Annotated in this window: 18 protein-coding genes and 1 tRNA gene; 17 read left to right on the top strand and 2 right to left on the bottom strand. The window is 66.1% G+C overall.

The genetic code is table 11. The features are described 5' to 3' along the window. Positions 1-14: 14 nt before the first annotated feature. A complete protein-coding gene (dnaG, locus tag THIARS_RS13450; protein ID WP_094161326.1) occupies positions 15-1,874 on the top strand; it encodes a DNA primase in 1,860 nt (619 codons plus the stop codon). On the opposite strand, the gene THIARS_RS18345 is transcribed toward dnaG, so the two are convergent. Further along, complete coding sequence (locus THIARS_RS18345) at positions 1,849-2,274, bottom strand: hypothetical protein (RefSeq protein ID WP_186436762.1); 426 nt, start codon at positions 2,272-2,274, stop codon at positions 1,849-1,851. The two genes, dnaG and THIARS_RS18345, sit on opposite strands and share 26 nt — an antisense overlap. Before the next feature lie 15 nt (positions 2,275-2,289). Between THIARS_RS18345 and rpoD the strand changes: the two genes are divergently transcribed. The 16 genes from rpoD to THIARS_RS13370 all read left to right on the top strand — a co-directional run bounded on the left by rpoD (position 2,290) and on the right by THIARS_RS13370 (position 23,688). Next, positions 2,290-4,644 (top strand): RNA polymerase sigma factor RpoD, encoded by a 2,355-nt coding sequence (gene rpoD / locus THIARS_RS13445; RefSeq protein ID WP_245845915.1) that lies wholly within the window; start codon positions 2,290-2,292, stop codon positions 4,642-4,644. Positions 4,645-4,761: 117 nt separating this feature from the next. Then, a complete protein-coding gene (locus tag THIARS_RS13440; RefSeq protein ID WP_094161324.1) occupies positions 4,762-5,676 on the top strand; it encodes an adenylate/guanylate cyclase domain-containing protein in 915 nt (304 codons plus the stop codon). Positions 5,677-5,683: 7 nt separating this feature from the next. Beyond that, positions 5,684-6,781, top strand: a complete 1,098-nt coding sequence (gene hemH, locus THIARS_RS13435) for a ferrochelatase (RefSeq protein WP_094161323.1) — start codon at positions 5,684-5,686, stop codon at positions 6,779-6,781. 137 nt (positions 6,782-6,918) lie between these two features. Then, positions 6,919-8,676 (top strand): ArnT family glycosyltransferase, encoded by a 1,758-nt coding sequence (locus THIARS_RS13430; protein WP_094162133.1) that lies wholly within the window; start codon positions 6,919-6,921, stop codon positions 8,674-8,676. Positions 8,677-8,754: 78 nt separating this feature from the next. Continuing rightward, on the top strand, positions 8,755-9,342 hold the full coding sequence (gene grpE, locus THIARS_RS13425; RefSeq protein ID WP_094161322.1) for a nucleotide exchange factor GrpE: 588 nt from the start codon (positions 8,755-8,757) through the stop codon (positions 9,340-9,342). 101 nt (positions 9,343-9,443) lie between these two features. Then, positions 9,444-11,378 (top strand): molecular chaperone DnaK, encoded by a 1,935-nt coding sequence (dnaK, locus tag THIARS_RS13420; protein ID WP_094161321.1) that lies wholly within the window; start codon positions 9,444-9,446, stop codon positions 11,376-11,378. Positions 11,379-11,456: 78 nt separating this feature from the next. Continuing rightward, positions 11,457-12,584 (top strand): molecular chaperone DnaJ, encoded by a 1,128-nt coding sequence (gene dnaJ / locus THIARS_RS13415; protein WP_094161320.1) that lies wholly within the window; start codon positions 11,457-11,459, stop codon positions 12,582-12,584. A 65-nt stretch (positions 12,585-12,649) separates the two neighbouring features. After that, a protein-coding gene (prfB, locus tag THIARS_RS13410; RefSeq protein ID WP_141202421.1) for a peptide chain release factor 2 occupies positions 12,650-13,754 on the top strand; the annotation gives its coding sequence in 2 pieces (ribosomal slippage) (positions 12,650-12,730 and positions 12,732-13,754; 1,104 coding nt in all). Between the two features lie 50 nt (positions 13,755-13,804). Further along, a complete protein-coding gene (gene pepN / locus THIARS_RS13405) occupies positions 13,805-16,456 on the top strand; it encodes an aminopeptidase N (protein WP_094161318.1) in 2,652 nt (883 codons plus the stop codon). A 41-nt stretch (positions 16,457-16,497) separates the two neighbouring features. After that, complete coding sequence (locus THIARS_RS13400; protein ID WP_094161317.1) at positions 16,498-17,511, top strand: class 1 fructose-bisphosphatase; 1,014 nt, start codon at positions 16,498-16,500, stop codon at positions 17,509-17,511. A gap of 104 nt (positions 17,512-17,615) precedes the next feature. Then, a tRNA-Thr gene (locus tag THIARS_RS13395) sits at positions 17,616-17,691 on the top strand. A 172-nt stretch (positions 17,692-17,863) separates the two neighbouring features. Continuing rightward, complete coding sequence (locus THIARS_RS13390; RefSeq protein WP_013106925.1) at positions 17,864-18,868, top strand: tyrosine-type recombinase/integrase; 1,005 nt, start codon at positions 17,864-17,866, stop codon at positions 18,866-18,868. A gap of 97 nt (positions 18,869-18,965) precedes the next feature. Further along, on the top strand, positions 18,966-19,571 hold the full coding sequence (locus THIARS_RS13385; protein WP_013106926.1) for a type IV toxin-antitoxin system AbiEi family antitoxin domain-containing protein: 606 nt from the start codon (positions 18,966-18,968) through the stop codon (positions 19,569-19,571). Further along, positions 19,568-20,443, top strand: coding sequence for a nucleotidyl transferase AbiEii/AbiGii toxin family protein (locus THIARS_RS13380; RefSeq protein WP_013106927.1), 876 nt, complete (start codon positions 19,568-19,570; stop codon positions 20,441-20,443). The genes THIARS_RS13385 and THIARS_RS13380 overlap by 4 nt, the downstream gene beginning before the upstream one ends. A gap of 248 nt (positions 20,444-20,691) precedes the next feature. Beyond that, positions 20,692-21,468 carry a hypothetical protein gene (locus tag THIARS_RS13375; RefSeq protein ID WP_094161316.1) on the top strand — a complete coding sequence of 259 codons (777 nt, stop codon included), beginning with the start codon at positions 20,692-20,694 and terminating at the stop codon, positions 21,466-21,468. A gap of 51 nt (positions 21,469-21,519) precedes the next feature. Continuing rightward, entirely contained in the window at positions 21,520-23,688 is a 2,169-nt protein-coding gene (locus tag THIARS_RS13370; RefSeq protein WP_094161315.1) for an AAA family ATPase, read from the top strand. A gap of 42 nt (positions 23,689-23,730) precedes the next feature. On the opposite strand, the gene THIARS_RS13365 is transcribed toward THIARS_RS13370, so the two are convergent. Next, a complete protein-coding gene (locus THIARS_RS13365; RefSeq protein ID WP_094161314.1) occupies positions 23,731-25,011 on the bottom strand; it encodes an ATP-binding protein in 1,281 nt (426 codons plus the stop codon). Positions 25,012-25,084 lie beyond the last annotated feature (73 nt).

The raw sequence follows: 25,084 nt of genomic DNA, 5'->3' as shown, positions 1-25,084 counted from the left end.
CCAGACCCTCGGCCATGTCCCTGATTCCGCAAGACTTTATCCAGGAACTGCTCGGCCGCGTCGACATCGCCGACGTCGTGGGCCGCTCGGTGCAGCTGAAAAAGGCCGGCACCAACTACAAGGGGCTTTGCCCCTTTCACACCGAGAAGTCCCCCTCGTTCACGGTCAGCCCGAGCAAACAGTTCTATCACTGCTTCGGCTGCGGCGCGCATGGCACCGCGATCGGCTTCCTTATGGACCATCTGGGCCTGAGCTTTCCCGACGCCGTGCGCGAGCTCGCCTCGCAGGTCGGCATGTCGGTTCCCGAAATGCCGCAAGACCCGGGCACGGCGCAACAGGTACGTGAACAGCGCAGCCTCAAGCAAACCTTGCAGGAAGTCCTGGAGCAAGCCAACCGTTTCTACCGCGACCAGCTGCGCGACAACAGGCGGGCCGTCGACTATCTCAAGGGCCGCGGCCTCAGCGGCAAGATCGCCGCGGGTTTCGGCCTTGGCTACGCCCCGGATGACTGGCAGGGCCTAGCCCGCGTGTTCCCGAACTACGAGGCCGACATCCTGATCCAGGCGGGTCTGGTCGTCGGACGCGACACGCAGGGCGAAACCATCGAACCCGGCGACCTGGACGGCCGCACCATCGCGCGGCGCTACGACCGCCTGCGCGACCGCATCACCTTTCCCATCCGCAACACCCAAGGCGAACTCATCGGATTCGGCGGACGCATCCTCGACCAGGGCGAGCCGAAATACCTCAACTCCCCCGAGACCCTGCTGTTCCACAAGGGCGAAGAACTGTATGGCCTGTTCGAGGGTCGCGCCGCGATTCAGCGCCAGGGCTACGCCCTCGTCGTCGAAGGCTATCTGGACGTCATCGCGCTGGCCCAGCACGGCGTGGGCCATGCCGTGGCCACCCTGGGGACGGCGTGCACCGCCGAACATGTGAAAAAGCTGTTCCGGCACTGCGGGCAGATCGTGTTCAGCTTCGACGGCGATGCCGCTGGACGGAAAGCCGCCTTGCGCGCCATGGAGGCAACCCTCCCCATGCTCGGTGACGAGCGCTCGGTCAAATTTCTCTTCCTGCCAGCCGAACACGACCCGGACACCTTCGTGCGCGAGTACGGTGCCGACGCCTTCGAGCGCGAGGTCGGCCGCGCGCAGCCGCTGTCGGTCTTCCTGCTCGACACCCTGGCGAACGGGCTGGCCCTGGACACCGCCGAAGGCCGCGCCCAGGCCATCGCCCGAGCCCGGCCCCTGATCGGGCAACTCGCCGAATCGGCGCTCAAGGCGCAGATCATTGGCGAATTTGCGAAACGGGTACAGACCCCCGCCGCCGAATTGCGTCAGGCCCTGACCCCGGCGCAAGGCATGCGCTCGCCGAAGCGCGACTCGGGCGAAAACGACCGCCGTCCCTCGCCCAGCCTGGCCGCAAGGCGTGCCAGCCGAATGCTCACCCCGCGCACAGATCACGTGCAAGTGCACGCGCAAACGGCGATGCGCATTCTCCTGGCGCATCCCGAGTTGTGGGACAGCCTGAGTTCGAGCCAGCACGAATTGCTGATGCACGACGGCAGCACGACGGAGCAACTCGCCCGCTGGCTTGAGGCACGGCTCGACGCATTCCCCGGCATGAGCGCCTCGGCCTTGTGGGAGAGCTTGCGCCTGGATGGCCTGCTCGAACAAGCCCAGGCCATGGGCACGGCCGACATGCTGGACGCCGACCCTTCCGTCGTGCGCCAAGACCTTTTCGGCGCGCTGCGCTGGGTGGAACTGGACCGCATCGAACGCAGGCAGGATGAGCTCAGCCGAGGAGGATTGATCGACGAAGCGTCGAAAGCGGAGTTCCGCAGCCTGCTCAGCCGCCGCCGCGAATTGAGCTGAAGCGAACGCTCGCTCTGGCTGTGAACGCCGAGGCCAATCCGGAGTCGAATCCAGGCGTGGCGCTGCCGGTGCCCGTTTTCGACGCGAGGGATTGAAATCCAGGCCGCCTGACTATAATTAAATGTTTTTCCGCGGGTTCCTGCCCAAAGTTGCCCGCACGGCCTTCGCGGCGCCGAACCTTGAGCTTGGCGCAACAACGCTGGTCAGGGTTTTGCTTGAATGGGATTTTGCTTGAATGGCTGACGCCCAGAATGAAACGCGGAAACCTGGCAACACAAAGTAAGGTGGCAAAAAGAAGGACGGTTTGGGGATTGAGCGCCGCATCCCATGCCAGGCCTTGCGGGATCCAGCCAGTATGCCTCATCCCGATTCCATCGCCCGCCCCGCGCAGGATGACCAACCGAGGAACACCAAGATGACCCAATCCAAGTCCGCCCCCGCCAAAGCCAAGACCAAGGCTTCCTCGGCTGCCTTGCCATCCGCCACCTCGGCCAAATCCGCACGCACGGGGGCGTCTGCCAAAACCGCGCCTGCAAGCGTCAAGTCAGCGGCGTCGTCCTCACACAAGCCTCAAACCATGCCCACCAAGAAGTCCACCTCAGCCGCCGCCAAACCAGCCGCCAGCGAAACCGCCAAAGCCGCGGCCAAGACTGTCAAAACCGCCAAGGCAGTCAAAACCGTTGAAGCGGCACCCGTCAAGCTCAAGACCCCTGCGCAAAGCCCAGCGAAAGCCGCTGGAAAGCCCGAGGCGAAACAGGCGAAACCGCAGAAAAATCTGCCTGCCGACGATTTCCGCGCCACCATGCCGGACGAGTCGGACGACGGCGCCACGCCATCCGCGCCAATGCCCCGTGGCCGCCGCCCCTCGCGCGCCAAGGAAAAGCAGTTGCTCAAGGAGTTTGGTTACGACGACTCCAACGTCACCGAAGAGGAACTCGGCCGCCGCCGCCAGCGCCTGAAGAACCTCATCAAGCTCGGCAAGACGCGTGGTTTCCTGACCTACGGCGAAATCAACGATCACCTGCCCGACAATCTGGCCGACCCGGATCTGCTGGAAACCATCATCAGCATGCTCAACGACATGGGCATCGCGGTGTACGAACAGGCCCCGGACGCCCAGACCCTGCTGCTCAACCAGCACGGCCCGACCGCCTCGAGCGAGGAAGAGGCGGAAGAGGAAGCCGAAGCCGCGCTGTCCTCCGTGGATTCGGAATTCGGCCGCACCACCGACCCGGTGCGCATGTACATGCGCGAGATGGGTACGGTCGAACTGCTCACGCGCGAAGGCGAGATCGTCATCGCCAAGCGCATCGAGGAGGGCCTGCGCAAGATGATGCTGGCCATTTCCGCCTCTCCCGCCACCGTCGCTGAAATCCTGGCCATGGCCGCGCGCATCGCGAACAACCAGTTGCCGGTGGACGAGGTGGTCGACGGCATGGTGTCGGACGACGAATCGGACGACTACGTGGCCGAGGAGGACGTCGATTTCTCCCTCGCCGACGAAACCGAGGAGGACGACGAGGAAGCCGCCGCCGCCGCCAGTTCGGTCAAGCTCGAAGAACTCAAGATGAAGGCGCTCGAGCGCTTTGCCCAGGTGCACGACGCCTTCATGAAAATGCGCCGCGCCTACGACAAGGACGGCTACAAATCGCCCGGCTACCTCAAAGCCCAGGAGCAGATCTCCAAACACCTGATGGAAGTGCGTTTCACCGCGCGCACCGTCGAAAAACTCTGCGATTTGTTGCGCAGCCAGGTCGACGAGGTGCGCCGCCACGAGCGCGAAATCCGCCGTATCGTCGTGGACCGCTGCGGCATGCCGCAAGAAGATTTCATCAAGTCCTTCCCCGGTCATCAGCTCGACCTGAAATGGGCCGAGAAACTCGCTGCATCGAACAAGCCTTACGCCACCATCCTGTCGCGCAATCTGCCGGCCATCCAGGAACTGCAGCAGCGCCTGGTCGACACCCAGACCCGCGTCGTCGTTCCGCTGGAAGACTTCAAGGAGATCAACGCGCAAATGAGCCGTGGCGAGCAAGAGGCGCGCGAGGCCAAGCGCGAGATGATCGAGGCCAACCTGCGCCTGGTCATTTCCATCGCCAAGAAGTACACCAACCGCGGCCTGCAGTTCCTCGACCTCATCCAGGAAGGCAACGTCGGCCTGATGAAGGCCGTGGACAAGTTCGAATACCGCCGCGGCTACAAGTTCTCCACCTACGCCACGTGGTGGATCCGACAGGCCATCACCCGCTCGATTGCCGACCAGGCGCGCACGATCCGCATCCCCGTGCACATGATCGAAACCATCAACAAGGTCAACCGCATCTCGCGCCAATACCTGCAGGAAACCGGCACCGAGCCCGATGCCGCGCTGCTGGCCGAAAAGATGGAGATGCCGGAAGACAAGGTGCGCAAGATCATGAAAATCGCCAAGGAGCCGATCTCGATGGAAACCCCCATCGGCGACGACGACGACTCCCACCTTGGCGACTTCATCGAGGACACGGGCATGCTGGCGCCGACCGACGCGGCACTGCAAGCCAGCCTGCGCGATGTCGTCAAGGACATCCTGGATTCGCTCACGCCGCGCGAGGCCAAGGTCCTGCGCATGCGCTTCGGCATCGAAATGGCCAACGACCACACCCTGGAAGAAGTCGGCAAGCAGTTCGACGTCACGCGCGAACGCATCCGCCAAATCGAGGCCAAGGCGCTGCGCAAGCTCAAGCACCCGAGCCGCTCGGACAAGTTGCGCAGCTTCCTCGATTCGCTCTGAATCTGCAAAGCCCCATGAAAAAACCCGGCCCGGCCGGGTTTTTTCATGGGGCGCTCCCGCCCACGCATGCAGACCCGCCTGCGCTGCCGCCGACCGACTCACGCTAGACTCGCCACCATGTCGAATTTGCGCAAACCCGTTGTTCGCACCGTCGTCTTTGCCGACGTGGTCGGCAGCACGGGGCTCTACAAGACGCTCGGCGATACCGTCGCAGCCAGGCTCATGACGAATGTCACCGATGCCGTGGCCGCCGCCGTCCACGGCCGCGGCGGCCAGGTCGTCAAGACCCTGGGCGATGGCGTTCTGGCGGTGTTCGAACTCAACACCGAGGCCGTCAATGCCTGCTGCGACGTGCAGCGGACGCTGGCCAACTGGGGCCATACCAAGGCCACGCCGATTGTCGTGCCCCTGAAAATCGGCCTGTCGCGGGGGCCCGTGGTCCTGACGCCAGGCGACTGCTTCGGCGACGCGGTGAACGCTGCTGCACGGCTCTCGGACTCGGCCGGAGGCGGGCAGATCCTGGTCAGCGATGCGGTGATGGAAGGCCTGCCGCTGGAACTTCTGGCACGGCTGCGTAGCCTGGGCGCCATTTTCCTGCGCGGTTACGACGTGCCCGTTCCCGTGCACCAGATCGAATGGGACGCCGCTTGGCAAAACAGCCAGACCCTGCCGCACCAGCCCACGGTCATTTCGGCGCTGACACAACTCCTGAACCTGTGCTGGCTCGACAGCTCGCAGGATTTCACCCCAGAACAAAGCCCCATCCATATCGGCCGCACCCAGGCGGCCGAATTCGCCGTCAACGATATCCGCGTCTCGCGCCAGCATGCCCGCATCGAGTGGCGCGGCAGCTATTTCATGCTGACCGACCTCAGCAGCAACGGCACCTGGGTGCGCTACAACGGCCAGGACAACGTGCTGGCACTGCGCCGCAACGAGTGCGTGCTTCACGGCCAGGGCGAGATCTGCCTGGGCGCCAAACCCACCGATCCCACGGCGCCCACGGTCCTGTTCCAGATCCACAGCTCCTGAAAACCTGATGAAACCCCCAGCCGCGGACCGCCAGTACACACATGGCACGGTTCCACGCACCGCCATCCTGCTGCTCAATCTGGGCACACCCGACGCACCCACCGCCACGGCCCTGCGCCGCTACCTGCGGGAATTCCTGAGCGACCCGCGCGTGGTTGAAATCCCGCGCGCAGTCTGGCTTCCACTGCTCAACGGCGTCATCCTGCCGCTGCGCGCGCCCAAATCGGCGGCCAAGTACGCCAGCATCTGGCGGGCGGACGGCTCACCGCTGGCAAGCGGCACCGCCGCGCTGGCAAAGAGCCTCGAGGCGCGCCTGGCCGCGAACGGCCATCACGTCCTGGTCCGTCATGCCATGCGCTATGGCAACCCGGCCACGGCCGCGGTACTCGACACATTGCATGCACAAGGCGTCACCCGCCTGCTGGTCGTGCCGCTCTATCCCCAATACAGCGCGGCCACGACGGCATCCTCGCTCGACGCGGTGACGGCGTGGCTGGGCCGGGCGCGGCGCCAGCCCGAATTACGCACGCTACGCAGCTTTGCCGACGACGCCGGCTATATCGGCGCCCTGGCACAAAAAATACGCGCCTACTGGACCGAGCACGGCGAACCCGAGACCCTGCTCATGAGTTTCCACGGCATGCCTCAACGCACCCTGCAACTCGGCGATCCCTACCATTGCGAATGCCAGAAGTCAGCGCGCCTGCTTGCGGATGCGCTTGGCATCGGCCCCGACCGCTACAAGGTCACGTTCCAGTCGCGATTCGGCAAGCAACCCTGGCTGCGGCCCTACACCGACCCCACGCTGCGCGCGCTGGCGAAGGCTGGGACCGGCCGCGTCGACGTGGTCTGCCCGGGTTTCACGGTGGACTGCCTGGAAACCCTGGAGGAAATCGCCATGGAGGGCAAACAGGCTTTCCTCTCCAGCGGCGGGCGTGAATACCATTACATCCCCTGCCTGAATGCCGATGCGCATTGGATCGACGCATTGGCCGGTTTGATCGAAACCCACTTGCAGGGCTGGCCGACGCGCCAGGCGGCGGATGTCGCGCAAGGCGCGGCCAGCCGCGAACGCGCCCGCGCCATGGGCGCCGAGAACGTCTGACCGGCCGCATCCATGCCGGCCGGGCGCATCGCGCCCAAGACCCGCGGCGCGCTGCCTACAATGCGCGGCTTGTCTTCCCCGTGTTGCGCCCGAATTGCCGCTGGTTCTGCTGGCACACACCGCATTGCGAATCGACCGTGCCCGACCGCCCCACCTTCCGCGCTCCCGACTGGCTGCTCGACGCCCTGGTCCTGCTGATTGCCGCCGCCTGCCTGTTCTGGGGCCTGGGCGGCCCGGCCATCCGCGACAACAACGAGGCCCTCTACGCCGATATCGCCTGGGCCATGGCGCGGGGCGGCTCGTGGGTCATCCCGCACCTGGACGGCGTGCCCTACATCGAGAAGCCGCCCCTGCTCTATTGGCTCATGGCCGCGACGTTCAAGCTGTTCGGCGTCGGCGCCTGGCAAGCCCGCCTTCCCGACGCGCTGGCGGCGTGGCTGATCTGCGCCGGGAGCATTGCCTACGGGCGCCTGGTGAAAGCCCCCCTGGCCGGACGCTTCGCCGCGCTGGTCAGCGGTACGGCCCTGGGATTCGTGCTGGTGGCGCGCACCATCTTGTTCGACCCCTTGATGCTGCTGTTCTGGCTCGCCGCCCTGGGTGGAGTGGTCCTCGCCATCCACGCGCGCAAACGACTCTGGTTGCGCCTGGCCGCGGCGGCGGTCGGCCTGGCCACGCTCACCAAAGGGCCGGAGGCGCTGCTGCTGCTGGGGCTGATCGCGGTACTGCATCTGCTGTTCTCGCCCGGCGCATGGAGACGCGGCGAACTGCTGCGCTTCCTCCTCGATCCGTGGGCCATCGCCATCTTCATCCTGGTCACGGCCCCCTGGCATCTGGCCGCCGTGCGCGAGCAGCCCGGGTTCGCCTGGTTCTACTTCGTGAACGAAACCATCATGCGCTTTCTTGGCAAGCGCATCCCCGACGACTATCACACCGGGCCTTGGTGGTATTACGGCCCGAAGCTGGTGCTGGGCTTTTTCCAGTGGACCGCGGTGCTGGCCCTGCTGGCATGGCGCGGCCCGCGCCTCGACGGCCACGACGCCGGCGCGCTTTGCGCCCGCTGGGCACGCAACGCCGCGCTCGTGCTGACCATCTTCTTCTCGGCGGCGGGCAACAAGGGGGCCTACTACCTGTTGCCCGTGGTGCCGTTGGTCGGCTGGTGGCTGGGTGTCAAGCTGGATGTAGCCGAACGCCGCGGGGAACTCCACCGCCTGTTGCCCTGGCTCGGCGCGGGTGCCGCGCTGTTCGCTGTGGCGGCGCTGATCCTGTGGGGCGTCTCGCACACGGCCGCGGTGGATGGACAGTTCACCCATTGGGGCCTGCCGGCCGCGCAATTCGCCCGGCTGCCAAGCCTGTTCGCCGCCGTGGCCCTGTCGGCCGGGCTGGGCGCCGCGCTGTGGTGGAGGCGCAAGCTGCAGCCCGGCCTGCTGGTGTTTGGCTTGAGCGCGGTGGTGATGAGCCATTACGCCACGGAACTGGCCATCGCCAAGACGGACGACACCTCGCAGAAGAACGTCGCCGCGGCGCTGCATGCCGCGCTTCCGGGCGGCGCCGAGCTGTTTTCATGGCAGACCTTCGAGGATCACGACGCCTCGCTCCTGCTGTATGGATTTCGTCCCTTGCGGGTCATCGACAGCACCAGTTCAGACCTCTGGTTCGGCTGCCGTCACGCGCAGGGACACACGCCCTGCGTCGGACCGTCGGCGCTGGAGCAGGCGCGATCGGAAGGGCGAGCCGTGGCGGTCTGGGTGGCGCGCAGCCGCCTGCCCACCTGGCTGGCGAGCGGCCTCGGGCATGGGTTGCAGCGCCTGGATTTCAAGGACAGCGTGGTGTTCATCGGACGCCGGACGAACCGTTCCAGCGCGCCCGCGCCCGAAAATCCGCCGGCGCTGCCTTGAATCCGGTCCAGGCGCCCCCAGATCATGGCCAGATTTCGTTTTTTCCGACCCAAGATCCATCAACCCAGCCCTCATACGATGAGTCCAGCCGAGCAAGAATCGCCCCCGCCGTCCCCGCCCGAGGCCGCGGCAACCTCCAGCCCATCCAGCAGCGAACAGGTCCAGGACCAGGGTCCGGATGCCCTGGAGCTGGCGCTGAAAGCCGCCCAGGACGAACTTGAGACCCTGAAGGACCAATTCCTGCGTGCGAAGGCCGAGGCCGAAAACACCCGGCGTCGCGCCGAGGAGGAAGCCGTCAAGGCGCGCAAATTCGCAGTCGAGTCCATGGCGCAGGAGTTGCTTCCCGTCAAAGACAGCCTGGAAGCCGCGCTGGCCGACACCAGCGGCAAAATCGAGACGCTCAAGCAGGGCGTGGAACTCACCCTGAGCCAACTGCGCAGCGCCTTCGAGCGCAACCGCATCCAGGAGTTGGCCCCGGCCGCAGGCGAACGCTTCGACCCCACGCGCCATCAAGCCATCTCCACCGTACCGGCGCAACAGCCACCCAACACCGTGGTGAACGTGCTGCAGAAGGGCTACGCGTTGGCCGAACGCACGTTGCGTCCGGCCTTGGTCACGGTGGCGGCGGCGTCCAGCCCCGGCGAAGCCGACAAAGCCGGCGCTTGAATCCGGCACGAATGTCAGCATCTACCTAGACACAGCGCCGAGAAACGGCCTCCCCCGACACCGGCACGCATCTCACCAAGCAACGATAGACGGAGTTCAATATGGCAAAAATCATCGGCATCGACCTCGGCACCACCAATTCCTGCGTCGCCGTGATGGAAGGTGGCAGCCCGAAGGTCATCGAAAACAGCGAGGGCGCACGCACCACGCCCAGCATCGTGGCCTATATGGAGGACGGTGAAATCCTGGTCGGCGCGCCGGCCAAGCGACAGGCCGTCACCAACCCGAAAAACACGCTTTACGCCGTCAAGCGCCTGATCGGGCGCAAATTCGAGGAAAAAGAGGTCCAGAAGGACATCGGCCTGATGCCTTACAGCATCGTCAAGGCCGACAACGGCGACGCCTGGGTCGAAGTGCGCGGCAAGAAGCTGGCACCGCCCCAGATTTCCGCCGAAGTCCTGCGCAAGATGAAAAAGACGGCCGAGGACTATCTGGGTGAGCAAGTCACGGAAGCCGTCATCACTGTGCCGGCCTACTTCAACGACAGCCAGCGCCAGGCAACCAAGGACGCCGGGCGCATCGCCGGGCTGGACGTCAAGCGCATCATCAACGAACCGACCGCCGCTGCGCTGGCCTTCGGGCTGGACAAGGCGTCCAAGGGCGACCGCAAGATCGCCGTGTTCGACCTCGGCGGCGGCACCTTCGACATTTCCATCATCGAGATCGCCGATGTCGACGGCGAGAAACAGTTCGAGGTGCTGTCGACCAACGGCGACACCTTCCTCGGCGGCGAGGACTTCGACCAGCGCATCATGGATTACATCGTCGCCGAGTTCAAGAAGGAATCCGGCGTCGACCTGTCCAAGGACGTGCTCGCGCTGCAGCGCCTGAAGGACGCGGCCGAGAAGGCCAAGATCGAGCTGTCGAGCAGCCAGCAGACCGAGGTCAACCTGCCCTACATCACCGCCGACGCCAGCGGGCCCAAGCACCTGAGCCTCAAGCTCACGCGCGCCAAGCTCGAGGCCCTGGTGGAAGAACTGATCGAGCGCACCATCGAGCCTTGCCGCATGGCGATCAAGGACGCCGGGGTGAAGGTGGGCGACATCGCCGACGTCATCCTCGTCGGCGGCATGACCCGCATGCCCAAGGTGCAGGACAAGGTCAAGGAATTCTTCGGCAAAGAGCCGCGCAAGGACGTCAACCCTGACGAAGCCGTGGCCGTGGGCGCGGCCATCCAGGGTTCGGTGCTGGCCGGCGACCGCAAGGACGTGCTGCTGCTCGACGTCTCCCCGCTCACCCTCGGCATCGAAACCCTGGGCGGCGTGATGACGCCGATGATCAAGCGCAACACCACGATCCCGACCAAACACACCCAGGTCTACTCCACCGCCGACGACAACCAGCCGGCCGTGACCATCAAGGTGTACCAGGGCGAGCGTGAACTGGCGGTGCACAACAAGCTGCTGGGCGAATTCAATCTCGAAGGCATTCCGCCTGCACCGCGCGGCATGCCGCAGATCGAAGTGACCTTCGACATCGACGCCAACGGCATCCTGCACGTTTCGGCGAAGGACAAGGGCACCGGCAAGGAAAACAAGATCACCATCAAGGCCAACTCCGGACTGAGCGAGGAGGAGGTGCAGCGCATGGTGCGCGACGCCGAGATCAACGCCGCCGAAGACCACAAGAAGCGCGAACTGGTCGACGCGCGCAACCAGGCCGAGGCCGCCGCGCACAATGTGCGCAAGTCGCTGACCGAGCATGGCGACAAGATCGACGCCAGCGAGAAGTCCGCGATCGAAGCCGCGCTCAAGGACGTGGACGAAGCCATCAAGGGCGAGGACAAGGCGGCGATCGAGGCCAAGACCGAAGCCCTCATGGCCGCCAGCCAGAAACTGGGCGAAAAGATGTACGCCCAGGAACAGGCCGCTGCCGCCCCGGGCGCGGGCGGCGCCTCGGCCTCTGCCGGCGCCGCCGCGGGCGACGACACCGTGGTGGACGCCGAATTCAAGGAAGTGAAGGACGGCAAAGCCTGATTTCCTGGCATGCCGATTGCAGGGAGGGTGCTACACCCTCCCTTTTTGCATTTTTGTTGAACATGGACGGCTTCAAGCATGGCCAAGCGCGATTTTTACGAAGTTCTGGGCGTCCCCCGCGACGCCGACGAAGACACCCTGAAAAAGGCCTACCGCAAACTGGCCATGAAGCATCACCCGGACCGCAACCAGGGTGACAAGGCGGCCGAAGAGCACTTCAAGGAGGCCAAGCTGGCCTACGAAACCTTGTCCGATCCGCAAAAGCGCGCGGCCTACGACCGCTACGGCCACGCCGGGGTGGACCCGACGGCGGGCGGCATGGGCGGGGGTTTCGCCGGAGCCGGGGGCTTTGCCGATTTCGGCAGCATCTTCGAGGAAATCTTCGGTGGCAGTGGCGGCAGGCAGCGCGGCGGACAGCAGGTTTACCGCGGTTCCGACCTGAGCTACTCGCTCGCCCTGACACTGGAAGAGGCCGCGCTGGGCACGACAAAATCCTTGCGCATTCCGTCCTGGGATAGCTGCGACGCCTGCGCCGGCAGCGGCGCCAAACCCGGCACCAAGCCCAAGGTCTGCCCCACCTGCGGCGGCAGCGGCGCCACCACGCAGCGCATGGGGCCGTTCGCCATGCAGCACACCTGCGCCACCTGCGGCGGCAGCGGCAAGATCATTCCCGAACCCTGCCCGGCCTGCCATGGCCAAGGTCGCATCCAGCGCCAGAAGACCCTGGAGGTGCAGATTCCGGCCGGCATCGACAACGGTATGCGCATCCGCTCCAGCGGCAACGGCGAGCCCGGCGTCAACGGCGGCCCGGCGGGCGATCTGTATGTGGAAATCCAGATCAAGCCCCACGCCATCTTCGAGCGTGACGGCGATGATCTGCACTGCAAGATTCCGGTCAGCATGACGGCCGCCGCCCTGGGCTCGCGCATCGAGGTGCCCACCCTCTCCGGCCCGGCCGAGATCGACCTGCCCGAGGGCACGCAGTCGGGCAAGACCCTGCGCCTGCGCGGCAAAGGGGTCAAAGGCATCCACGCCGGGCATCCGGGCGACCTGTATTGCCACATCCTGGTCGAAACACCGGTGCGCCTGAGCGAGGAGCAGCGCAAGTTGCTCGAGCAGCTCGATGAGTCGTTCAAACGCGACGGCCATCGCCATTCCCCCGGCGGCAAGACCTGGGCCGACAAGGTGCGGGACTTTTTCAAGTAAGCCTGCAGTTGCCGCGGCGGGTGCGACAATTCGCCTTTTTCCCTCCAATCCAGCCGATCTGACTCATGGAAGCCGAACAACTCAACGCCCTCTCCGCCCAGCTGCGCGACCTGTCCGAGCGCACCCGGCTGCTTCGGGGGTATCTTTGACTACGACGCCAAGGCCGCGCGCCTGAGGGAAGTCAGCGCCGCGCTGGAAGATCCCAAGGTCTGGGACGACCCCAAGCGCGCGCAGGATCTGGGCAAGGAAAACCGCAGCCTGGAGGCTGTGGTGTTGGAAATCGACCGCATCGAGCGCGAGCTCGCCGACCAGCAGGAGTTGTTCGATCTCTCGCGCGACGAGAACGACGACGCCACGCTGCTGTCCATCGAAGCCGACGCGCGGGCCACCGGCAAGCGCGTGGAGGACATGGAATTCCGCCGCATGTTCTCCAACCCGATGGATGCAGGGAACTGCTTCATCGACATCCAGGCCGGCGCCGGCGGCACCGAGGCCTGCGACTGGGCCTCCATGCTGCTGCGCCAGTATCTGCGCTATTGCGAGCGCCAGGGTTTCAAGGTCGAGGTGCTGGAGGAGTCGGCCGGAGACGTGGCCGGCGTGAAAAGCGCGTCGATCAAGGTGGAAGGCGACTACGCCTACGGCAAGTTGCGCACCGAGACCGGCGTGCACAGACTGGTGCGCAAGAGCCCCTTCGATTCCTCCGGCGGCCGCCACACCAGCTTCGCCAGCGTGTTCGTCTACCCCGAGGTGGACGATTCCATCGAGGTCGACATCAATCCCGCCGAGGTGCGCATCGACACCTTCCGCGCCTCCGGCGCCGGCGGTCAGCACATCAACAAGACCGATTCCGCGGTGCGCATCACCCACGTCCCCACCGGCATCGTCGTGCAGTGCCAGAACGACCGCTCGCAGCACAAGAATCGTGCCGAGGCCTGGGCCATGCTGCGCTCACGGCTGTTCGAGCATGAATTGCGCAAGCGCCAGGCCGAACAGCAGAAACTCGAAGACAGCAAGAGCGACGTGGGCTGGGGACACCAGATCCGCTCCTACGTGCTGGACCAGAGCCGCATCAAGGACCTGCGCACCGGGGTGGAGATGTCCAACACCCAGAAGGTGCTCGACGGCGATCTCGACGACTTCATCTCCGCCAGCCTCAAGCAGGGGCTGTAAGCCTTCCAGGTTCATCTGATACGCCAAGACGCATCAACCGAGTGAATGCCATGCGCACCGACCAAGCCCCCGTGATCTCCCGCCTGCAATACGAAGCGCCCGCCTACGCGATCGACCAAGTCACCCTGGAATTCGACCTCGATCCCGAACGCACGCGCGTGAAAAGCCGCATGCAGGTGCGGCGCATGCCTGGTGCGGCGCCGACCGCGCCGCTGCTGCTCGACGGCGAGGACATCACGCTGCAATCGCTGCTGCTCGACGGCAAACCCTACGTCTATGCCCAGACCGACGGCGGCATACGCCTGGACAAGCTGCCCGAGACGTTCGCGCTGGAGATCGTCACCGCCTGCTCGCCGCGCGGCAACACCCGGCTGTCGGGCCTGTACATGTCCGGTGACGCCTTTTTCACCCAATGCGAGGCCGAGGGTTTCCGCCGCATCACCTACTGGCCGGACCGTCCCGACGTGATGAGCCGCTTCACCGTGGTGCTGCGCGCCGACAAGTCGATCTACCCGGTGCTGCTGAGCAACGGCAACCTGCGCAGCCAGCGTCCCCTCGACGATGGCCGCCTGGAGGCCGTGTGGGAAGATCCCTTCCCCAAGCCCAGCTACCTGTTCGCCCTGGTGGCCGCGCGCCTGGTGTGCCGCGAACAGCGCATTCGCAGCCGCGCCGGGCGCGAGCACCTGCTGCAGGTCTACGTGCGCGAGGGCGACCTGGACAAGACCGACCACGCCATGCAGTCGCTCATGGCCTCGGTGGCCTGGGACGAGCAGCGCTTCGGCCTGAGCCTGGACCTCGACCGTTTCATGATCGTCGCCGTGAGCGACTTCAACATGGGGGCGATGGAGAACAAGGGCCTCAACATCTTCAACACCAAGTACGTGCTGGCCAACCCGGCCACCGCCACCGACGCCGACTACCAGCACATCGAATCGGTCGTCGGGCACGAGTACTTCCACAACTGGACCGGCAACCGCATCACCTGCCGCGACTGGTTCCAGCTCAGTCTCAAGGAAGGCCTCACCGTCTTCCGCGACCAGGAATTCAGCCAGGACCTGGCCGCGCAGAGCGGTGGCGAATCGGCGCGCGCGGTCAAGCGCATCGAGGACGTGCGCACCCTGCGCGCGGTGCAGTTTCCAGAGGATGCCGGCCCCATGGCCCACCCGGTGCGGCCCGACAGCTACGTGGCCATCGACAATTTCTACACCCCGACCGTCTACGAAAAGGGCGCCGAGGTCGTGCGCATGATGCAAACCCTGGTCGGACGCGCCGGCTTCGCCAAAGGCATGCAACTGTATTTCAGCCGCCACGACGGCCAGGCCGTGACTTGCGACGACTTCCTCGCCGCGATGGCCGACGCCAACCCCGGCTCGGCGCTGGACACGCACCGCCAGCAGTTCGGCCTGTGGTACGCGCAGGCCGGCACGCCGCGCCTGCGTGCCCAGGGCCGTTTCGACGCCGCCTCGCGCACCTACACCCTCACGCTGACCCAGGCCTGCCAGCCCACGCCGGGCCAAGGGGAGAAACAAGCCCAGGTCGTGCCGGTGCGCATGGGTCTGGTCGGCCGCGACGGCGCGGCGCTGGCCTTTCGCGCCGGAGACCGTACCGGGCGCGGCCCCGAGGCCCTGCTGGTGCTCACCCAGCCCGAGCAGAGCTTCGTCCTGCACGAGGTCGACGCCGACCCCATCCCCTCGCTGCTGCGCGGCTTCTCGGCCCCGGTCATCCTCGACGATGGCCTGGGCGACGCCGACCGGCTGATCTTGCTGGCGCACGACACCGACCCCTTCAACCGCTGGGAGGCGGCCCAGCGCCTGGCCCTGTCCCGCCTGCTTCCGGCGGTGTGCGAAGGCGATCTCAAGGTCGATGCCGCCTATCTGGACGCCCTGCGCGCCGTGCTGCGCGACCCCGCGCTGGACCCGGCGTTCAAGGAGCTGGTCCTCACCCTGCCCAGCGAAGGTTATATCGCCGAACAGCTCGGCGAGATCGACCCTCCCCGCATCCACCAGACCCACCAGGCCATGCGCCTGGCCCTGGCGCAGCAACTGCAGGCCGACTGGGAACAACTCTGGCATACGCTGGCGCCCAACCGCGGCTACTCCCCTGACTTCGCCGACGCGGGCCGCCGCGGCCTGCGCAATCTGGCGCTCACGCATCTGTGCCTGCTGGGCGACGCGCAGTGGCAAGGTCGCGCCTACCAGCGCGTCAAGGATGCCGACAACATGACCGACCGCTTCGACGCCCTGGCCGCGCTGGTCGGCAGCCGCGCGCAGCTTGCCGAAGCGGCGCTGCAGCGCTTCGCCGCGCAGTTCGCCCACGAGCCGCTGGTGATGGACAAGTGGTTCGCGCTGCAGGCCGGCGCGCCGGGCGCGGAAATCGAGGCCATCCGCGCCCTGATGCGCCACGCGGACTTCAGCCTGCGCAACCCCAACCGTGCGCGCAGCGTGATCTCGACCTTCTGCCAGGGCAACCCGGGCGCCTTCCACCGCGCCGACGGCGCCGGCTATGCGTTCTGGGCCGAGCAGGTTCGGGCGCTGGACGCGATCAACCCGCAAGTCGCCGCCCGCCTCGCACGCGCCATGGACCGCTGGCGCAAGCTGGCCCCGCCCTATGCCCAGAGCGCCGAGCCGGTGATGCGCGAACTCGCCGCCCACCCCGGCCTTTCGGCCGACACGCGCGAAATCCTCGGCAAGGCCCTGGCCTGAAACCCAGGCGAGCCGCGCCAACCCCACGCCCCGACGCCACCATGTCCGACAATCCCATCAGCCTCTCGCGCTACCTCATCGAGCAGGAGCGCCGCCACGGTCACATTCCTGGCTCCTTGCGTCTGCTCATCGAACAGGTGGCGCGCGCCTGCAAGCGCATCAGCCGCGCGGTGAGCAAGGGCGCCAGCTCCGGCATCCTCGGCAGCGCCGGCAGCGAGAACGTGCAGGGGGAGGTGCAGAAGCAGCTGGATGTGATCGCCAACGACGTGCTGCTGGAAGCCAATGAATGGGGCGGACATCTGGCCGCCATGGCGTCGGAGGAACTGGAGCAGATCTACCCCGTGCCGCACCGCTACCCGCGTGGCGAATACCTGCTGCTGTTCGACCCGCTGGACGGCTCGAGCAATATCGAGGTCAACGTCACCATCGGCACCATCTTCTCCGTGCTGCACCTCGCGGACGGCGTGCGCGACGTCGGCGCCGAGCATTTCCTGCAAGCCGGGCGCGACCAGGTCGCCGCCGGTTATTGCACCTACGGGCCGCAGACCACGCTGGTGCTCACGCTCGGCCACGGCGTGGCCGTGTTCACGCTCGACAGCGAGCAGGGAAGTTTCGTGCTCACGCAGGAAGGCTTGCGCATCCCCGAATCCACGCGCGAGTTCTCCATCAACATGTCGAACATGCGCCACTGGGCGCCGCCGGTGCAACGCTACGTCGACGAATGCCTGCAAGGCAGGAACGGCCCGCGCGGCAAGGATTTCAATATGCGCTGGGTCGGCAGCATGGTGGCCGACGTGCACCGCATCCTGATGCGCGGCGGCGTTTTCCTCTACCCCTGGGACCGGCGCGAGCCGGATCGCGCCGGCAAGCTGCGACTGCTGTACGAGGCCAACCCGATGGCCATGCTGGTGGAGCAAGCCGGGGGCATGGCCACGGCGGGCACCGAACGCATTCTCGACATCCAGCCCCAGAACCTGCATCAGCGCGCCGCCGTGATGCTCGGCAGCCGCGAAGAAGTCGCCCTGCTGCAGCGCTATCACGCCGAGGCGCAATAGGCCTTCCCCGCCTGGACCGTCCACGCCCGCAAGCGGCCGTCTGACCGGCCTGCGCGCAGTGCGTGAGCCAAGTGCTCGAATCGGTTAAGATTTCGGGCTTCGCCGCCGGTGTAGCTCAGTTGGTAGAGCAGCTCATTCGTAATGAGAAGGTCGAGGGTTCGATTCCTTTCACCGGCACCACGAACATGTTTCATTAAACACCGCTTAACCCCATAAAGCCCCGTAATTCAATGAGTTGCGTGGCTTTTTTCTTGCCGAAAATCGGCATCAAGCGCCACCGTTTGTCGCCGTTTCCCATACCATTTGCACCAAATTTGCACCAGGTGCTGCACCAAGCGGAAGGGGAACGGGAATGGGAACGGTCGTCAAACGCGGCAAGACTTTTCGGGCGCAAGTCAGGCGCAATGGCGCGAGCCGGTCGGCAACCTTCGATACGAAGGCTGCGGCTTATGTATGGGTCGAACAAGTTGAGCGGGAAATCGGCGCTGGTGTTACCGGTGGCTCAGCCGCCCCCGCTGGGGCGACGTTTGCCAAACTGCTCGAACGCTATCGAGATGATGTCAGCGAATACAAGCGCGGCAAGCGCTGGGAGGTCACGCGCATCAATCTGACATTGCGAGATGCGATTGCCGAGGTTCCGCTGGTGCGCCTGGCGCAACCGGCTGTCGCCGCATGGAGAGACCGGCGATTGAAGCAAGTCAGCCCAGCATCGGTGCAGCGCGAGTGGAACCTGCTGTCGCACGCCTGCAGTCTGGCCGTCAAGGAGTGGCATTGGCTGGCCGAAAACCCGTTTACTGGGGTGCGGCGCCCTCCCCCAACCCCGCCAAGAGATCGCTTGGCAACCGAGGCGGAACTGGATCGCATCCTCTTTGCGCTCAGCTATCAGCCCGGACAGCGCCCATCCACGATTTCGGAGCGCATTGGAGCCGCTGCGGTGTTCGCTGTCGAGACGGGCATGCGTGTCGGCGAAATTGCCAAGTTGACCTGGGCCGACGTCGCTCCGACCGTCGTGACGGTCCGTTCAGGCAAGACTGCCGCAGCAACACGCCGTGTTCCGCTCTCACCCGTAGCGCAAACCGTGTTGTCTGGGCTCAAACCGGATCCGGTCGACCTCACGGCCAGAGTTTTTGATCTGAATACATCGCAGATTGATTCGCTGTGGCGCAAAGCGAAGAAGCTCGCCATGATCGAGGATCTGCATTTCCACGATCTGCGGCATACCGCTGTCACCCGGCTAGCCAAGAAACTCCCCATTCTCGATCTGGCGAGGATGATCGGGCACAAGGATCTTCGCATGCTGCAAATCTATTACAACGAAAGCGCCGAGACGATGGCGGATCGGCTCAAGGCGGACTGAAAGTGCCTGCGCCGACGAGCCAGCCCGTCATCGCGGGCATGCTCCTATTTTTCGTCGAACGATTGCATTCGACGAATAAACGGAACATACTCCAGCCATGCTCCCCGACACACACACTCAGCGCGTCCTCGTTCTGGCCAGCCAGAAGGGGATGCTGCGCGCCAGCGATCTGGACGCCATCGATGCGCCCCGGGTCGTCCTGACGCGCCTGACCGCCGCTGGCCTGCTGGAAAAGATTGGGCGTGGCCTGTACCGTCTGACGGACTCCAACGGGTCGGAATTTGAGAGTCTCGTGACCGTCGCCACCAAGGTGCCGCAAGCCGTGTTCTGCCTGCTCACCGCGCTGCAGTTCCACGAACTGACCACCCAACTGCCGCGCCAGGTCTGGATCGCCATGCCGCGCGGCAGCCATGCCCCACGGTTCGACCATCCGCCGATCAAGATGGTGCAGTTCACGGGCGACGCTTACACGGCAGGCGTCGAGGAAATTGAACGCGATGGCGTCAAGCTCCGGGTGTACGGTATTGCAAAGACCGTGGCGGACTGCTTCAAGCACCGCAACAAGATCGGCCTGGATGTGGCGCTGGAGGCCCTGAAGGACGCGCGGGCCCGCAACAAGGCATCGGTCGATGACATCTGGCGCTATGCCAAGATCTGCCGCGTAGCCAACGTGATGCGGCCCTATCTGGAGAGCGTCGCATGAGCCCGGCGCGTCCAACGAATCAGGCGAGTGTCGCCGCGTCCGTCCGTGCGCGCCTGCTCAACGTCGCCAAAGCGCAGGGCGTCGATTTCAATCAGGTGCTGGTGCGCTTCGCGCTGGAACGCATCCTCTACCGCCTGACTCAATCGCGGCACGCCGATCGCTTTCTGCTCAAAGGCGCGCTGCTCTTCACACTCTGGTACGACATGCCGCACCGGGCCACGCGCGACGCCGATCTGCTTGGTTTCGGCGCGAGCGATCTGGCTTCGGTCGCTGAGACTTTCCGCGACATCGCCGCCGTGGCTGCTGACGACGGCATCGTATTTGACCCAACCTCGGTCACGGTCGAGGAAATCCGTAAGGAGGCAGGCTACGGCGGCGTCCGGGTGATCATCGCTGGCGAGCTGGCCAAGGCGCGCTGCAAGACGCAGATCGATGTCGGCTTCGGCGATGTCGTCACGCCCGCTCCGGTGGATTCGGTCTATCCAGTGCTGTTGGACGATCTGCCCGCTCCCCGGCTGCGGGCCTACCCGACGTACACGGTCATTGCAGAAAAACTCCACGCTATCGCCCTGTTGGGCATGACCAACAGCCGCCTGAAGGACTACTTCGATCTGTCGGTTCTGCTGGAACGAGAAACCCTGGACATCGATTTGCTGGCCAAAGCGATCAAGGCCACCTTTGATCGGCGCGGCATGGCTGTGCCCGATGCGCTGCCGATTGGGCTGTCGGAGGAATTCGCACTCGATTCCTCGCGGGCGTCGCTGTGGCTGGCGTTCTTCAAGAAGAACGCGCTTACCCCCGAGCCCCTGCCTGTCATCGTGGATCGGTTGCGATCCGCCCTGGCACCTGCGTTGAACCGAGCCGCTCTTTGAACCCCGACTCGTAGAGCAGCAGCTTCGCGTCCATCGCTACGGTCGAATATATAGCCTACGCGCTGAGCCCAGCCCGGGCAGATCCCAAGCCTTCCGAGGGTGGCGAGCCGCATGACCTGCCCAGGTCGCCGACGCATCGGCTGACTCCCGACTCTGTGTCCCGCCCCCGCTGACGTCGGCTGGCGTCGACTTGCATCCGCGCCTTCCTGTGATGAGATGGTCTGCATCCTCGTCCCGGAGCGTCCACGATGCCCATCCAACCCTCAGCGCAACCCGCATCCTCGTCACCCCCATCGCGGCTGTGCCGCCGCCTGACCGCCCTGCGCGACATCCTGCTCGTGCTGTTCTGGACCGACTCGCCGGCTGGTCATCGCGTCCGCCTGGGGCTGCAACGCCGCTTTGCACACCGTGGCCAATCTCCGCAAGGCGCACGCCGCATGGCGGGCCTGCGTCTTGCCGCCGCCCTGGGCGTCACCACCTTGTTCGCCCCCTGGCTGATCCTGGCTGCGGCCCTGGGCAGTGCGACCCTGCTCTCCCATGCACCCGGGATGAGCCGGGCATTCCTGCTGCTGGCGTTCGCCCTGGTCGGGCTGTATGGCCGCGGCATCCTGCACCTCGGCCGTGACGAGGCCTGGCGCAAGTCGGTGTTCCGTGCCAGCGGCCATGATCTGCAGGCCCTGCCCCTGGCCTCCACCCTGAAGCGGCTGCGGCCCGAAGCCCTGGGGGGCGAGGTCCTGCGGCACTGGCGGTGCGCCCGGCGCTGGGCCTGGACGACGGTGGCGCTGCTGGCGGGTCTGGCCTGGGGACTGGCTCGGGGCGTGGGCTGGGTCCTGGCCCACCAGCCTGCGCACGGCTGTCGCGCCCTGCCCTGGCTGCTGGGCACGGCGCTGGGGCTGGCGATGTGGCTGCCCACCCGCTACGACCACCATGTGGGCCTGGCCTTGGGCCTGAGCCTGGATGCGACCGAAACAGCCGAAGCCGAAGCCGCCGCGGCCGTTCAAGCGCCCCCGGACGCCGCGCGCTGACTCGAGGCGCTCATCCATCACATCCATCCCCCTCCAATGCCACGCTGAACCATGCCACGCCATCAACGCCTGCTCGACGCCCTGAACGACACCCCCACGCGCTCGCCTGTGCCCGAGCCGCCAGTCCCCCTGGTGCGCCTGTGGCTGCTGCGCATCCTGCTGCCGCTGGGCGGGCTCCGCCAGCTCGTGCATGACGGCCAGGGCGCGTCCGGTCTGCTCGCCACGCTGGGCGTGCCCCACGATCTGCGGGAGGGCGGCACGGACGCCGCCGGCCTGGTCGCGATCCGCCGCGTGCTCGAATCCGACTGGCAGGCGCTGGAGGCACAGGCCGACGCGTTCGCGCTGCCGGTCGCGCTGGAGGAGAACCTGGCACGCCTGGCGGCCCTGGTGCAGCTCTCGGCCGTGGACTGCCGGCTGCTGGGCTGTGCCTGTCTGTTGCAGACGCTGCGGCTGTTCGAGGACGCCGCCGACACCCTGGGACCGTTGACCCCGGCGAAGGCCATCGGGGTGCTGGCGACGTTGCTGGACCTGCCCGAGGTCGCGGTGAAGCGGGCGCTGGCGCCGGCGGGGGTGCTGGCCCACAGTGGACTGCTGAGTCTGAGGCGGGCGGGCCAGGGCACGTTGTCCACCCGGCTGGAACTGTTCTCGGCCTCCTTTGCCGAGGCCATGCTGGCGCCGGACACCGAGCCGCTGGCGCTGCTGCGTGGGGCAGTCGCCTCCAGTGCTCCGGCGCGCCTCACCCTGGACGATTACCCGCATCTGGGGCTGAGCCGGACGCTGCTGCGCACCTATCTGGCGTCGGCCCTGGGTCACCACTCGGCGGGAGGCAGCAAGCGTGGCACCAATGTCCTGCTCTACGGCCCGCCGGGCACGGGCAAGACCGAACTGTGCCGCACGCTGGCCGCGGTCCTGGATTGTGAGTTGCTGGAGGTGAGCGCGGCGGACGAGGACGGCGATCCGATCGGCGGGGAGCAGCGGCTGCGGGCCTGGCGGGCGGCGCAGCGCTTCCTGGCGCGGCGTCGGGCGCTGATCCTGTTCGACGAGATCGAGGATGTGTTCACCAGCCAGACCGAGGGCGACGTCACGGGCCTGTTCGCTCTGCACAGTCCCAACCCGGGCAAGCACCGCAAGGGCTGGCTGCACCGGGCGCTGGAGACCAACCCGGTGCCCACCTTCTGGGTGACGAACGCCGTGGGGGAGATGGACGCCGCGCTGATCCGGCGTTTCGATCTGGTGCTGGAGCTTCCGGTGCCGCCACGACAGGTGCGCGACTCCATCGCCCGGGCCACTGTGGGGGCGCTGGTGGGGGCCGAGACCCTGGCGGCCCTGGCGGCCAGCGCGGTGCTGGCGCCAGCCGTGCTGACCCGGGCGGCGGATGTGGTGCGGCAGGTCGGCGCAGGGCTGGATCCCGCGCAACGCGATGCGGCTTTGCTCGCCCTGGTCAATCACACCCTGCGGGCCCAGGGCCACACTGCCGTCATGGCCTGCGATCCCCAGCGTTTGCCTTGCACCTACGATCCGCGGCTGGTCCATGCCGACGTGGATTTACAGGCCATTGCCCAGGGCATCGCCCACGCCTCCCACACCGGGGGCGTCAGGCTGTGTCTCTACGGCCTGCCCGGCACGGGCAAGTCAGCGTACGCGCGCTGGCTGGCGGAGCAACTGGGGCGACCGCTGCAGCTCTGGCGGGCGTCGGACCTGCTCGCCAAGTGGCTGGGGGCGAGTGAACGGCTGGTGGCGCGGGCCTTCCATGACGCGCAGGAGGACGGGGCGGTGCTGCTGATCGATGAGATCGATGGCCTGCTGCAGGATCGGCGCGGCGCGGCGCAGGCCTGGGAGGTGACGCTGGTGAACGAGTTGTTGACGCAGATGGAGGCCTTCCCCGGCGTGTTCATCGCCACGACGAATCGTCTGGAGGGGCTGGACCCGGCGGCGCTGCGGCGCTTTGATCTGAAGCTGCAGTTCCGGGCCTTGCGGCCGGAGCAGGCCTGGGCTTTGCTGGGCAGTCATTGCGCGGTCCTGGGACTTGGCGTGCCGGAAGAAGGGCTGCGGCAAGACCTTCGGGCGCTGGCGTCGCTGACGCCGGGGGACTTCGCCACGGTGGCGCGGCGGCATCGCTTACAGCCCCTGCGCAGCGCGCAGGACTTCGTCATCGCGCTGCGAACGGAATGCGGCTTCAAACCGGGTGGGGTGGGAGCTGGAACCATGGGGTTTGTGTGAGGCGGGCTGTTAGGGAGGCTTCGGCCCGGGTTGCCAGCCGGGCTAAACCTCCTTCCACAAGACGCTGATCGGCAGGGCATGCAGGCCGGGCCCGAAGGGCAGAACAGCCTCGCCGTCATACAGCACCACGCCAGCAATCAAACGTGCGCCAGCGGCGTCCTGGAGTTTGCGCAAACCCTTGAAGTCGGCTGCCGTCACGGTCGATGCGGCCTTGACCTCGATACCGACGAGCTTCTGTCCTTGCTCGACGACGATGTCGACTTCGACGCCGTCCTTGTCGCGGAAGTGAAAGAAGGCGCTGCGCTCCCCGGCCCAACTCGCCTGGCGGCGCAACTCCTGGTAAACGAAGGTTTCGAGCAATTGTCCGAACAGTCGACGATCATCCCACAAGCCCTGGGCGTCGACACCGAGCAGGGCACAAGCCAGACCCGTGTCGCCCAGGTGCAGTTTGGGGGTCTTGACCAGGCGGCTCAGCCGGTTGCTGTGCCAGGGTGGAAGCTCTTCCAACAGGAAGATGCGCTGCAGCAAGGACACATACTCGCGGATGGTGGGGCGGCTGAGCTGGAACGGCGCGGCGAGGTCGGTGACGTTGAGCAGACGCGCCGTTTGTCCCGCAGCCATGGCCATCAGACGGGGCAAGGCGTCCAGGGCGGCGATGCGTGCCAGGTCGCGCACATCGCGTTGCACCAGGGTCTCGACATAGTCGCGGTACCAGGCGGTGCGACGCCGTGAGGTGCCACGCGCAAGCGCAGCGGGGAAACCTCCGGCGGCCACCCGTTCGGCCAACCTCTTGCCCAGCCTGGCGTGGGGTTGGATATGGGGTCGGGTGGGGGATCGGACGTGCGCCCGGGGTGGGAAGCTGGCGCTGAACAAGGCGGCCAGCAAGTCCGTCGGCACCGCCGCCAACTCGGCCTGCGCCAGCGGATGCAGGCGCAGGATCTCCATGCGCCCGGCGAGCGAATCGGCCAGCTTGGGCAACAGCAGGACATTCGCCGAGCCGGTCAGGATGAACCGCCCGGGGCGGCGATCGTGGTCAACGGCGGCCTTGAGGGTGGTGAACAGCAGGGGCACGCGCTGCACTTCGTCGAGAATGACCTTGTCGGGCAAATCCGCCACGAAACCGACCGGATCGGTTTGGGCCGCAGCACGCTGCACGTCATCGTCAAAGCTGATGTAGGCATAGCCGTGCTGCGCACCGACGGCACGCGCCAGCGTGGTCTTGCCGCACTGCCGCGGCCCATGGATGAGGGCAACAGGCGTATCGCGCAAGGCCTCGATCAAGCGGGGCTGGACAAAACGGGGATGATATTCGGAGGCTTGCATGTCGGCTGATTGTAGATTGATCAGCGTCCAATTGAAAATTAATTGACCGACTATCCGAAACGATTTCAGGCGA

Origin of the sequence: Thiomonas delicata, assembly GCF_900088825.1 — a bacterium.
GTDB classification, from domain to species: Bacteria; Pseudomonadota; Gammaproteobacteria; order Burkholderiales; family Burkholderiaceae_C; genus Thiomonas_A; species Thiomonas_A delicata.
This window is presented reverse-complemented; position numbering and strand designations above follow the sequence as displayed.

Excerpts from the sequence above, each read along its gene's own strand:
- THIARS_RS13365 (WP_094161314.1), bottom strand. The coding sequence starts at position 25,011 with ATGCAAGCCTCCGAATATCATCCCCGTTTTGTCCAGCCCCGCTTGATC.
- rpoD (WP_245845915.1), top strand. The coding sequence starts at position 2,290 with ATGACCCAATCCAAGTCCGCCCCCGCCAAAGCCAAGACCAAGGCTTCC.
- dnaK (WP_094161321.1), top strand. The coding sequence starts at position 9,444 with ATGGCAAAAATCATCGGCATCGACCTCGGCACCACCAATTCCTGCGTC.
- pepN (WP_094161318.1), top strand. The coding sequence starts at position 13,805 with ATGCGCACCGACCAAGCCCCCGTGATCTCCCGCCTGCAATACGAAGCG.
- grpE (WP_094161322.1), top strand. The coding sequence starts at position 8,755 with ATGAGTCCAGCCGAGCAAGAATCGCCCCCGCCGTCCCCGCCCGAGGCC.
- hemH (WP_094161323.1), top strand. The coding sequence starts at position 5,684 with ATGAAACCCCCAGCCGCGGACCGCCAGTACACACATGGCACGGTTCCA.
- THIARS_RS13375 (WP_094161316.1), top strand. The coding sequence starts at position 20,692 with ATGCCCATCCAACCCTCAGCGCAACCCGCATCCTCGTCACCCCCATCG.
- dnaG (WP_094161326.1), top strand. The coding sequence starts at position 15 with ATGTCCCTGATTCCGCAAGACTTTATCCAGGAACTGCTCGGCCGCGTC.
- THIARS_RS13380 (WP_013106927.1), top strand. The coding sequence starts at position 19,568 with ATGAGCCCGGCGCGTCCAACGAATCAGGCGAGTGTCGCCGCGTCCGTC.
- dnaJ (WP_094161320.1), top strand. The coding sequence starts at position 11,457 with ATGGCCAAGCGCGATTTTTACGAAGTTCTGGGCGTCCCCCGCGACGCC.
- THIARS_RS13400 (WP_094161317.1), top strand. The coding sequence starts at position 16,498 with ATGTCCGACAATCCCATCAGCCTCTCGCGCTACCTCATCGAGCAGGAG.
- THIARS_RS13385 (WP_013106926.1), top strand. The coding sequence starts at position 18,966 with ATGCTCCCCGACACACACACTCAGCGCGTCCTCGTTCTGGCCAGCCAG.
- THIARS_RS13370 (WP_094161315.1), top strand. The coding sequence starts at position 21,520 with ATGCCACGCCATCAACGCCTGCTCGACGCCCTGAACGACACCCCCACG.
- THIARS_RS13440 (WP_094161324.1), top strand. The coding sequence starts at position 4,762 with ATGTCGAATTTGCGCAAACCCGTTGTTCGCACCGTCGTCTTTGCCGAC.
- THIARS_RS13390 (WP_013106925.1), top strand. The coding sequence starts at position 17,864 with ATGGGAACGGTCGTCAAACGCGGCAAGACTTTTCGGGCGCAAGTCAGG.